General features: G+C 34.0%; 9 protein-coding genes and 1 pseudogene. 1 reads left to right on the top strand and 9 read right to left on the bottom strand.

All coding sequences use genetic code 11. The features are described from left to right. The coding region (locus AACU95_RS06505) for a M10 family metallopeptidase C-terminal domain-containing protein (RefSeq protein ID WP_161737203.1) at positions 1-1,622 on the bottom strand (1,622 nt) is incomplete at its 3' end. 465 nt (positions 1,623-2,087) lie between these two features. Here AACU95_RS06505 and AACU95_RS06500 point away from each other — a divergent pair. Then, on the top strand, positions 2,088-2,972 hold the full coding sequence (locus tag AACU95_RS06500) for a helix-turn-helix domain-containing protein (protein WP_004244894.1): 885 nt from the start codon (positions 2,088-2,090) through the stop codon (positions 2,970-2,972). Here the strand turns inward: AACU95_RS06500 and AACU95_RS06495 are convergent. From AACU95_RS06495 to AACU95_RS06460, 8 genes and pseudogenes are all read right to left on the bottom strand, one after another. After that, positions 2,966-4,222 carry a Zn-dependent hydrolase gene (locus AACU95_RS06495; protein WP_049208244.1) on the bottom strand — a complete coding sequence of 419 codons (1,257 nt, stop codon included), beginning with the start codon at positions 4,220-4,222 and terminating at the stop codon, positions 2,966-2,968. The two genes, AACU95_RS06500 and AACU95_RS06495, sit on opposite strands and share 7 nt — an antisense overlap. 368 nt (positions 4,223-4,590) lie before the next feature. Next, a complete protein-coding gene (locus AACU95_RS06490) occupies positions 4,591-5,976 on the bottom strand; it encodes a carbohydrate porin (RefSeq protein ID WP_049208242.1) in 1,386 nt (461 codons plus the stop codon). 54 nt (positions 5,977-6,030) lie between these two features. Next, positions 6,031-6,675, bottom strand: coding sequence for a beta-phosphoglucomutase (gene pgmB / locus AACU95_RS06485; RefSeq protein WP_049201682.1), 645 nt, complete (start codon positions 6,673-6,675; stop codon positions 6,031-6,033). Beyond that, on the bottom strand, positions 6,668-9,385 hold the full coding sequence (locus AACU95_RS06480; RefSeq protein WP_049208241.1) for a glycoside hydrolase family 65 protein: 2,718 nt from the start codon (positions 9,383-9,385) through the stop codon (positions 6,668-6,670). Before AACU95_RS06480 ends, pgmB begins: the two co-directional genes overlap by 8 nt. 25 nt (positions 9,386-9,410) lie before the next feature. Continuing rightward, a complete protein-coding gene (gene treB, locus AACU95_RS06475) occupies positions 9,411-10,832 on the bottom strand; it encodes a PTS trehalose transporter subunit IIBC (RefSeq protein WP_004244889.1) in 1,422 nt (473 codons plus the stop codon). Between the two features lie 118 nt (positions 10,833-10,950). Continuing rightward, complete coding sequence (gene treR, locus AACU95_RS06470; protein ID WP_004244888.1) at positions 10,951-11,919, bottom strand: trehalose operon repressor TreR; 969 nt, start codon at positions 11,917-11,919, stop codon at positions 10,951-10,953. A gap of 162 nt (positions 11,920-12,081) precedes the next feature. Continuing rightward, positions 12,082-12,534 carry a hypothetical protein gene (locus AACU95_RS06465; RefSeq protein WP_004244887.1) on the bottom strand — a complete coding sequence of 151 codons (453 nt, stop codon included), beginning with the start codon at positions 12,532-12,534 and terminating at the stop codon, positions 12,082-12,084. Continuing rightward, positions 12,531-12,722, bottom strand: a pseudogene (locus tag AACU95_RS06460) (winged helix-turn-helix domain-containing protein); the annotation flags it as partial. The pseudogene AACU95_RS06460 and the gene AACU95_RS06465, both read right to left, overlap by 4 nt.

The raw sequence follows: 12,722 nt of genomic DNA, 5'->3' as shown, positions 1-12,722 counted from the left end.
GTGCCCAAATATATTTCATCATCACCTTCTCCCCCTAGAATGATATTTCTACCTGGAAGCCCTCTATCTGTTGATGCTACACAGATCCGATCATTACCCTTACCACCATCTAACATATTAGCACCATAATAATCGATAAGCATATCATCTCCATCATCACCATAGAGCACATCATTTCCCAATTCTCCGTATATAACATCGTTTCCAGAGCCACCATAAAATAAATCATTGCCATCACCGCCATAGAATAAATCATTGCCATCACCACCTATGAGGTTATTATCAAAAGGATTTCCTATGAGAGTATCATCACCTTTACCACCAATCGCATTTTCAATAATCGTTTTATAGGCAATAGAGATATTACTCCGTAATCCTCCAATATCTGAAAAACAGCCTTCATTGAGATTAATGACTTGATTAACGGTATATAGGGAAAAGTCTAATGTATCAATTCCACCCGCATCCCAAATACAGCTCACTAATTTATCTTCTATGCTTTTTAAAGAGTAAGCGGCGCGTCCCGTATTGGAATTAAATCCATAGGTATTATTTTCAAGGCGTGTGGTCATATTTGGGCCATAGAGATATTGTAATAATAATATATCTACTAGCATAAAGGTCATAGGATAAAGACCGCCAAAATCTGCATCTTTAATATCAGCAAATCCCATGCCCATAACTGTATATTTATATGTTTCAATTGCACTATTTTTTATATTTTTCAAATATGCATCTATGTGCTCTAGCCCTAGTGCATGACCTAATTCATGCAAAAAAACATAATATATTTGTGATCCTAGTTTGTGTTTACTTTTCATTGTTTCGTTGAGTAACACATCCGTACTTTTTATTATAGCAACTTGATTATTATCATGGTAATTATATAAATCGCCGATATTGGCCTCATTTTCTATATATTTATCAAGATTATCCCGTTTGACCCATTGATAAAAATCATGAGAAGCTAAATTAATAAATATGCTCCCAGAGAAATCATAACTTTCATTTTGCCCGATCTCTTTTATAGGTGTACCATTATAGTTAGGCTTACTAGCAAAGCCTACTGTTTCTCTCGTCATATAATAACCAGTTGCAAACTGCTTGTAATAGCCAAACTTTAAATTGGCATTTTTTTGTATAGGTACTCTAGTAAAAGTAAGGTCTGCGAAATCTGAAGCCAATTGTAAAATTTCTGTGACAACTTCTTGTTGATGAGGAAATATCGTCATTGTTGTAACGGAAAAATATAAAGGTATGCCTTTTTTTATCTCGTATCTTCTCTCGGTCTTTAATTTTATATCTTCATTTATTTCCTGAATTCTTTTTTTGGGATCCTCACTATCTTTAATGGCTTCTAGTTCTTTTTTTCTTTCCTTTATTTCATAATCTAATTTGTAATACTCTGCGATATTCTTTAGCGTTTCTTTTTTTTGACTTTCTGTTATCGGGTATTTCTTTCTTATATTTTCTGACCGATCACTGTAATTAGGAAATGTATAGGTGAGATGTGTTGTTCCATCTGTTGAATTTTTAGGCCAGCCAGATATAACCCCTGTTGATATAATCCCTTCAGATAAATAGAAAACAGTCGGTTTTTTAGTGTTTTTTATTAATTCCATATAATATCCTTTATTATTTAAAAATAAACTATTTGTGTGCTTATTATAAATAGTTTCCATTGTTAATATTTAATAATTAGCTAATTATTAAATTTTTATTGAGTGATTTCTTTTTGAAAAAGTACATATCAGTATTTTGTTACATTATTATGTTGTTATATTATTAGTTGATTGTATTGTTAATAAGATAATATGTTTCCTGTTAAATAGAAAAGGCACTGCAATATGATTACAGTGCCTTTTCTATTTATTATTATGATAGTTCCCTGGTGAGGCTATCGTTTTGATAACATCTAATTTAAAACCTAAATGATGTTATCTGCTAGGTACTACTGCGACTTGTTTGATTTCTATGTGAAGAAGGTAATATTTTTTATTATCTATTTCCTTTAAACTATATATGGCTAAATTATTTGATGTCTATTTTTTATACACACCCTTTGTCTTTGGTGGAGCAATAATAAAATGTCTTATATATCAAGAGAAAAGATAGATTACTTGTCCATTGGTCATCGACTGCGTGCTTATCGTATTGCCTCCTCATTAAAAGCTGAAGATGTAGCTGAAAGTTTAGGGATCTCCCGTGCCGCTGTCTATCGATTAGAAAAGGGTGAAATCGTTAAAATTGAGACATTAGATAATCTTGCTCGATTACTTAACACCTCATTAAGTAGCTTATTAGGTATTAATACGGAGTATTACTCTAGCGCTAATGGTTTTTTTGAACGAATGCGCCAACTTGAAACGCAATCTTCCCATATTTATACCCATTTCGAACCCTTTTCTTATTTATTAACCTCTGATTGTTATGATAAAACGCTTGTCGAAATGTTAACAGAAGCCTCTCCTGAAAATGCGCTAACAAAGAAGCAACAAGAAGTTTTATCTATTTTAAAAGAGCGTAAAAAGCATCAATCATTACACTCACCGCATATTTATAATTTAATTAGTCAACAGCAAATCGAAAAATTTCTTTATGTTGGTATGCTAGGCTCTGTTAATGTAAGTAAAGCCATTCAACAAGAAAGAAAACAACGCGCAAAACAAGAAATCAGCCATTTAATTGAAAAGTTAGAGCAAAAAAATAGTCATCTTAATATTGCGATTATTTCAGATACGATGCCATCTTTAACCTTTCAATTGTTTTATCAAAACAAAGCACCTCTCTCTTTAGCGGTTAGTCCATTTCGTTTAGGTGAATTTCCTAATGTAAGTACGGGTATTGCGACAGTATCTTCATCAACAGAAGCAATATTCCAATATCAATCTCTGTTTGATACGTTATGGGCAAAAGCAATAAAAAATGATGATGCCATTACACGCTTAAAAGAGATTATCAGTCATTATTGATTAGCTAGAACACCTAATGTTTCCGCTAAGATATCTGCAGCTATTGCAATATCACTAAACTCTGTAAATTCATCGGGATGATGACTAATCCCCGCAACAGAGGGGGTAAAAATCATCGCTGTCGGGTATAAAGATGCCATATTCATTGAGTCATGACCGGCACCACTTAACATAGTCATATAATTGATATCGTGTTTTTGACAAATGCTTTCAATAACTTGGCAAATAGAGTCATCCAGTTTTACTGGTGATTCAGCCGAAATAGGTTGCACCATTATTTTTACACCAAAATCTTTTTCTGCTTTCTCAACACTGTTTGTTAAACGCTGTACAACCCGTTGAATACTGTCCGTATCAATACCACGAATATCCACGGAGAATTTTACTTGCCCTGGAATAACGTTCATTGAGTTTGGTATGACATTAAGCTTACCAATGGTACCTACGGTGCCATATACCGCTTCCGTACAGGCAGCATGATTGATATCAGTAATAATACCCGCACTCGCCACTAACGCATCTTGACGTTGATACATTGGTGTTGCACCAGAGTGGTCTGCATGGCCATTTACGGTGACTGAAAAACGTGTTGGCGCAGCGATACCATTGACAATTCCAATTGTTTTTTGATCGTTTTCTAGACGTTTACCTTGCTCAATATGTAATTCAACAAATGCACTATAACGGTCTGATTTAAGTAAACATTGATCTAAGTTTTCATGTTGATAACCAAGGGATTTTAAAACATCAAAGAAATTATTACCTTCATCATCTCTATTTTGTTCCCATCGAGTACGGTCAATTTTTCCTGTTAGCACTTTACTTCCGATACATGAAAACCCAAATCGGCTCGATTCTTCTGCTCGGAATACAATTAACTCTAGATCACGTTTCAGTTGTTGTGGTTTGTATTGCATCAAAGCATAAAAACCAGCAATAACTCCTAAGGCGCCATCATAAGCGCCCCCTTGGGGAACGGTATCAAGGTGAGAGCCTGTTCCTACGGCGGGTAATGTTCTATCTTGCCCCGGTAAGCGAGCGTAGAGTGTGCCAATACCGTCACGATAGACTTCAAGGCCTGCCTCTTTCATTACACTAGCAAGATAGAGATGGGCTGCTTCATCTTCTTCGCTATAGGCAATACGTGTTATCCCTTTGTCATGGTTATCTTTTTTATAAATTTGCATTGTTTCAATTAATGTTTTCATATCATTAATTGAAAAGTCTGTTGCTGTAATTGGTTGAGTCATAAGGTTATTCTCCGGTGTTTTCTGTAAAACTGTCTAAAAAATGAGACAAATAAAAGATTAAAAAAGCCATCTTTTATAGATGGTCTGCTATTTTTATAATCGTTACTTATTATATTTACTTCTCAGAATTTATTTCGTCAATGGTAAATAAGAGGGATTTTATATTCTGTGAGATAGGGCGTAATTAAAAAGAGATATATTTCTGACTTATTTCATAAATGAATCATTATTGTGTTAAAGATGTTATAAAAGATAAATAAAATAAGATGTTGTACTGATATTAATCTTTCTTATTTTTAATATAAATGAAAATTATTCTCACGGGGTATATTGGATGATATTCTCATCCAATATATTAATAATTAAATCTAGAAGAAGTATTTAAAACGTGCTCTTACACCATAACGATCTTTATCGCTATTTTCTATTTCAATATCTTTACCATTAATAACAGAATAATATGCACCTAAATAGATTTTAAAATTATCCATATCTAAAATATTAGGTAATTCATATGAGGAATAGAGAGTGTGGATATTATATTTTCCTGGGCCAAATATAATATCATTATTGTTATCATCATCATTATTAATAGTATATGACTTAATATTATTATGGGCATAGATATAGCCTAATTGTAATTTACGCCATAAAATATTAGTACCTGTTGTAAAGTCGTTCTCATCGTTAGCGTCTAAATAAGCGGTATTCCAATTTATTGTGACACCATTTTCAGGATTTTGTTGTAGATTGCTCCAGCCTAAAGTTAATCCATAACCGTTGCGTTTGGATTGATCTCTAAATTCACCCGTTTTTTTATCATCATAACCATAAGCATTATTGATAATATTTTTTTCTAAGGCGACAGCAACTTTAAAATTATTGTTATTCCATGCAATAACTGGGCGAAAATAAATAACATTTTTATTATTATATAGTTTATTTCCGTGATATTCCTTGTTAGCAAAAATAGACGTTCCATCTTCAATTAATAAATTAGTTTCAAAATACCAATTATTATATTGGCTATTAAACATCATGCTACCACCGCTATTGCTTCTCCCTCGACCTTCTTTCATCATGTAGATATAACCAAAACCATCACTATAAGTATCATTTGCAGTGTTGCCTGAATATTCAACAAAAGTATCTTGATTAAGCGGGAACATGTCATAAGCTTCATAACGACCTAACTTAAATTGCCAACGCTCTTTTTTACCAAAATAAAAAGCGGCATCGTCGAGAGATACCTTACCATCAATATTTGCCAGAGGTTGAACAGTGAAGCCTGCATAATTTTTATTATCTAACAGACGCTCTCCGTCTAAGCCAATTAATATACGCCCATTGATCCCCCATTTATCATAATCGCCATAGTCTTTTTCTTTACCTGAGCGCATGTTAATGGAGGTTAGCTGACCTTTTTTACTTGCAATATCTGTATTAAATTCAACATCACCATATAACTTGAGTTTTCCATAACCGGTATTTGTTTCTATCAGCGATGATGGTGGCGCAGTTATAGTTTCGCTAGTTTGTGATAGATTGTTATTAAGCGCCTGATTTTGTTTTAACGCATTTTCTAACTTAGCGGCACGTTGCTCTGCTAACTCAGCTCTTTTTTCAGCGGCTAACGTTCTCTCTTCTAGTCGAGCTAAACGTTGTTCTATCGATAATTCATTTGTATTGGCGTGAGCAATTGTCGGCACGGCAATGCCGATACAAGTCGCTATCGCAAGGTGTTTGATGTTCATTGTTTATTCCTTATATCGGGAATAATGGAGGTTTATTATCCCCATGTTTTTTTATTAAAAAAGTGAATGAATATCTATTTCAGTTAATGAGTGAACAGCTAAATCTGCTTCTGGTAAGGGGCCGTCAGCAGTAACGCCAATTGCATACATGCCCGCTTGTTTAATCGATTGTATTCCAGCAATCGAGTCTTCAAATCCGATACATAAATGTGGTGGAATGTGAATAAACTCAGCCGCACGCAAAAATATTTCAGGATCGGGCTTGCCTTTTTTGAGTGTTTTAGGATCAACAATTGCCTTAAAATAATGCTTAATGCCTAATTTTTCTAATATGGTTGGGGCATTTTCTGAAGCTGATGCAATAGCACAAGGAATGTGATTATTGTTTGCTTGTTCTATTAGATCTAAAACACCCGGTAAAATATCTTTTGGAGTAATATTATTTAATAACTCAAGATAATATTTATTTTTTGTTTCTGTGAATGATTTTTTTTCATCCGCAGAATAAACATCACTTTTATTACCATGAGATAAAATAAGCTCTAATGACTCAATTCGACTTATTCCTTTTAATAAATTGTTAAACTCTTTGTCAAAATCAATTCCTATTTCATTAGATAGCTTTTTCCACGCAATATAGTGGTAATTGGCGGTATCAACAATTACGCCATCCAGATCAAAAATAAGACCTTTAGTCATTTTGCGTGTCTCCATTTAAATTTAATACTAATAACGTATTGGCGGTTAGCTTATGCGTTTGATGGTTAATTAAAATAGTACTGGGCTTATCACTTAAAATACTAATTTCTTTATGAGTGAGATTAATTTGATATAAAGTAGAGCGATGCAATAATTTAAAGCTTAGCTTTTGCCATTGTTGAGGGAGTGAAGGGGTGATGGTCAGCATATCCTGACGAATATCAACACCGGCATAAGCCATGATGGTGGTATTTAATGTTGCCGCCATGACACCAGTATGAATACCTTCGGCAGTTGTTCCACCTTGAATATCATTATAATCTGAATAAAGAGCATCTTGATAAAGTTGCCATGACAAATCATGTAACTGTATTTGTTCTGCGAGATAAGCATGGACAATGCGTGACAGTGTGGAACCATGAGAGGTTCTTTCTAAATAGTAATGTAGATTTTTTTCAGCAAAGTGCTTAGAAACTGAATAACCAAGAGAGGTAATTAGGGAATGTACGGTTTGCTTATCTAAGTTATTAAATAACATCAGGGTATCTGCTTGTTTAGCTACTTTGTAATCATCGGCAGATTTATTTTCTTTACGCAAAATTCTATCCATACGATAGATATTGCCGTATTTTTTTCGATAGCTTTCCCAATCCAGATCTTTTAATTGAAAATAACCTGAGAACTGTTCAATAATTTCATGAGCATCAATATTGATAGCAATACGATTTTTAACTTCTTGTATTTTATTGAAAACGCTAGATTGGCTGTTTAGCTGTTGTAATTTTTTAGAAAAACGATCATTGTTTATGAACATCTCTATTTGATTAAACAACCAAATCACCATTAAATTAGTGTATGCGTTATCTTTTAAGCCACCTTCAAGTGAGTCTGCGTATTTCTCATGAAATTCATCCGGCCCCATAACTCCATCAATATGAAAACGTTGATCGCCTTCATCCCACTGACATTGGTCTAACCAGAACAAGGTAATGTCATTGAGTAGTTCAAGTCCATACTGTTCCATAAATTGGTGATCATGAGTATTTAGCCAATATAGCCACACATTATAGGCAATCGCTAATGAGACATGACGTTGACGACAACTGTGGTCGGCATCCCATTGCCCTGATAAGGGGTTTAAATGCAGTGTCTGGGTTTGCTCACTACCATCATGCCCTGATTGCCAAGGGAACATAGCACCTTGAAATCCTTCTGCTCGTGCCGCAAGACGCGCAGCAGGTAGCCTGTGGTAACGATATAGTAATAGTTGGCGTGCGGTTTCAGGGAAGTGCATAATATAAAATGGCAGAATAAAGATCTCATCCCAGAAAATATGGCCTCGATAGGCTTCCCCGTGTAACCCTCGGGCGGTGACTGAAACATCTAATTGATGTTGCTGATTGCTAAATGGTGATGCGGATGACAGTAAATGGAAGGTATGTAAGCGTAGTAATTTTTGGGTCATCAGATCGCCAGAAATCGAGATATCGGCACTATCCCATAACGTTTGCCACGCTTTTTGGCTATTTATCAATTGGCTGTGTAAAGGTTGTTGTTCCCAATTAACCACATCTTGCCATGAGTCTGGGTAAGCCGTAGAGGTTGTTACAGCAACACATTTTTCAAGTTGATAGGTGGTATTTTGTTGAGCGTTGAAGGTGATGGTTTGTTCAACAAGCGTATCTGAAACATGACAAACAATATCTTCATTTGCAAAGAAATCACCACTTATTGTTGACGATAATCCGATCCCTATTTTTGACTGATCTGTTTGAGCTAATATAAATGCGTGTTGCTTATTCGCTCCAGTTTGTAACACATGATAATGATGGGGATTAAGGCTACGGTAGCGTTGTACACCGTAATTATAAGTATTTCCTTCTAGGCGAGTTATAACCGTTATCTCACCTGAGAAATTTAATGGTTTAAAGGTATATAAAATGGCGTAATGTGACATATCAGCCATATTGGCAAATTTTGTACAATGAATATCAAGTTGCTGTCCTTCAGGGGTTTCTACACGCCATTGGCTAGTGAATACACCCGTTTTCAAATCTAAATGACGTGTTAAATGGTGTGTTATCAGTTGCTTTGGATGAAGATATTCTCCCTTACCAATTTTAAGAGAAATAAATTGTCCATTAGGTGCATTAACAAAATCTTCATTAATCACCTGATGGTTTTCTATTTGTGAACTTGCTTGATTATATAGGCCAGCAATATAGGTAGCGGGGTAGTGCTCATCACTTATAGTCATTTCGGGCAAAGTTCCTCTTAACCCAATATAACCATTGGCCGTAGTTAAGAGAGACTCTTGGCAATATTCATCTTTTCCTGTTTCTAAGCCTGAATATTCAATTGACCAAGCAAAGTTATTGGCAACTGTAACCATTTTTTCTTCTAAATTATGATGATGTTCAAGCTGCGCTTTATTGATATAAATAAAAGGTTTATTAAATATTTCAGTAAAGAAATTTGATAAATTTATTACTTTATTATCAATGGTTTTAATAATATCGCTATCCAATTTATTACTTGTCGAATATATCAAACCACCTTGAGCAGATTTAAATTTATGGTTAATAGCTTTAGCCATATTTAGCCAATCAAGGTAATGGCTATTTGTGGTATTAAATGAATAATGGCTTTTTTCTGAAAGATATTTAATTGTGATATCAGTATCAGAAAGAATAACAGAGATATAATTCATGTTTAACCTTTAGTTTGAGATTAAATTAATCGACTTGCAAGGTGCCTGCTTTTTCTTTATAGCGATAGACCAGAATGGTTAATCCAATAGGGACGACAATAGCCACAATCATTGCTAATAAATAAACTAACCAATAAGTAGGTTGGATAGATAAAATACCGGGTAATCCGCCGACACCAATACCATTAGATAGCACATTATTTAATCCACAAATCAAACCCGCTAGCGCAGCGCCAATCATGGCGCACAGCATAGGAAAGCCATATTTTAAGTTGACGCCATACATGGCTGGCTCTGTCACACCTAAATAAGCAGAGATAGCTGCCGGAATAGTAATTTCTTGTTCATTTAATTTGCGACTAACGATAATAATGCCTACAACGGCAGATGCTTGAGCAATATTAGACAGAGCGATAATCGGCCAAATAGGTGTACCGCCATAACTTTGAGTCATTTGTAAATCTATCGCTAACGTTGTGTGATGTAAGCCGGTGATCACCATGGGGGAATAGAAAAAGGCAAAAATAGTTGAACCAATAGGGGCAAAATCACCTAACATTAAAAACTTGATCAGTTGGGCGAGACCATCACCTATGCTTCTACCGATAGGGCCTAAAATAACATGGGCAACAAAAACGGCGACAATAAGAGTTACAATCGGCACAATAACTAATTTTAGGTAATCAGGGATAAAACGACGTAATTTAGTCTCAAACCATCCCAGAAATAGTCCCGCTAAAATCGAAGGGATCACTTGGGCTTGATAACCTACTTTCTCAATAGTAAATAAACCAAAATTCCAAACCTCAGGAAGTTGTGAACCTAAATTGTAAGCATTCATTAGTTGTGGAGAAACTAAGGTTATACCTAGTACGATACCTAGTGCAGGTGTACCACCCATCTTTTTTACACTCGACCAGCAAATACTCACAGGTAGAAAATGGAAGATGGCTTCACAAGGTAACCAGAGAAAATCATATATTGGCGTTAACCAAGGATAAAAATAAGTGAGGGGTTTATTATCTGATATAGGCATTTCGCCAATAACATTTCTTAATCCTAACAATAAACCGCCGCAAATTAAGATAGGTAATAATGGAACAAAAATTTCGGCTAAATTGGCAATCAGCTTTTGCCAGAATCCCATATTCTTTTTCGCGTCAGATTTTATATCATCTTTAGATTTAGCTTTTAATGAAAGCTTATCAATTAATAATTTATAGTAGATATCAACATCCATACCAACAATAACTTGAAATTGACCCGCATTATTAAAACAGCCTTTAACAAAAGATATTTTTTTAATTTTATCTATATCAGCGAGATTGGGATCATTCAAAACAAAACGTAATCTGGTTAGACAGTGTGAAACGCTAATAACATTATCTGAACCTCCAACAAGAGTAATTAACTCTTCAATGGCTTGGTTGTCTTGAGGTATCGACATATTAATATTCTCATAATAGTAGGGTTATTTTTAATATATCGAGATCTTTCTTTTTATCCAATGGGAACGTTCCCATAACAAGATAAAGATCACAGTTAATGATCATTAATTTATTTGATCATGGGTTTAAGTCATGACTTGATATAATGATTTTTTGTGCAGGAATATTTTTTTCTAGCATTTGTATCAATATGTTAGCAGCTTCTTGTCCACTTTCTCTAAAACCTAATCGATAAAATTTAGTTTGAGGAAATAAAAAGGTGAGTAGATCATTACGACCGATGCAGGCCACCTCAATATGATCTATTTTCTGTTCGGCTAAATATTTTTGTACACCAAAGGCCAGAGAGTCGGTCGCACATAAAATAGCTTGAGGCTTGCTTGCTAATGCTTGTTTGGCAAGTAAATAGCCACTTTGATAATTAAGTTCACCAAGTTGAGCTTGAGATATTAATTGATGTTGCTGGCAATATTGAAGATAAGTTTGATAACGTAATAAACCCGTTGTTTCATCATTAATTTGGATCCCGATAAAACTTATATGTTGATAATGTTTGTCTCGATGGAAATAATGCATTAAAGCGTTAACAGCTCGTTCATCGTCATGACAAATGGAAACAAAACCTTCTAGTGGTCTTGCTATAACAACCATTTTTTGTTTCCAACTTGCTAAGTTAGCCGCATTGATCCCTGAAAATGCAAATAATATTACGCCATCGATTTTCTGGTGGGCGAGCATTTTTAAGTTTTCTTCTACTTTGGCTTGGCTAAATTGGCTTTCTAAAATAATAGGGTCAATGTTGTTTTGATAAAGGATCGGTAATATGGCACTAACTGCTTGATTTTCCGCATAAGAATCAAGGCGAGTGACGATAATACCAAAAGAACGATTAGAGTACCCCCGCATTGCTCGTGCAGATTTTGACGGTGTGAATTTATATTTCTCAATAATTGAGTTAACTTTTTTCCTTGTTTCTTCATTAACCATAGGATCTTGATTAAGTACTCTTGAAACAGTCGATTTGCCCACACCACAAAGTTTGGCTATATCATTGATTGTTAACTTTTTTTTATTAGTATCTGTCATGAGCGTTTTTCTGTATTTATCTGCTGTGTGATAAAGTTATTGTAGTTTTAGCAGGTTGTTTTCCACAAGTGATTCTTTTACTGTTTGATTTAGTCTAAAAATTGTACGCAGATACTACCACAATCGTAAAAAAGAGAATTTTATATTTGTCTTTTTTGTATACTAATAACAATAAAATGAGTATACATTGTTAGATGAGAATAAATAACCACCATCGTTTTGACTAAAAACAGAAAGACTTCTTTGCCAACCTTCTTTTACATATAAATTGGGAATTATTTTATTGATAATTTCACTGTTATTATCGTTAATAAGGATCTGTGTAGATGCTAGCTTGTAGCTAGTTTTCAGTTTGGTTATATCAAAAAAAGATTTTCTATACACTGGGATCAAATCGCCGTTATAATCAATAACACCTCGAATACTTGCCCATCCTTGCTCCTCCCCTAAAGTAAACATTAATTCTAAATTAGCTTTAGTATCCTCTTTATCATAAATAATTAACTTTGCTTCACAATTTATTACATTTTCTTTTTCTTGATTGAAGTAAAAACTAAAATAAATCATTAAACTTAAAATGATAACTAATACACTAATAGCACTATATTTTTTCATTTTTTATTATCCAATACATAAATAGACACACATTGATTATGCAAGAAATTAATAGGACTAAACTTTTTTTTACATAATATTAATGATGTTCGTGAATAAGAATCACTTTCAGTTATATAGATGAAATTATAATCTGAATAACTAGAAATATAATTATCAATTAAATTTTCTTTTTCCTCATTTAATAT

Origin of the sequence: Proteus sp. G4415 (genome assembly GCF_963896075.1) — a bacterium.
Classification (GTDB): domain Bacteria; phylum Pseudomonadota; class Gammaproteobacteria; order Enterobacterales; family Enterobacteriaceae; genus Proteus; species Proteus mirabilis.
Note: the sequence above shows the minus strand (reverse complement) of the source record. Positions and strands in the feature narration are given on the sequence as shown.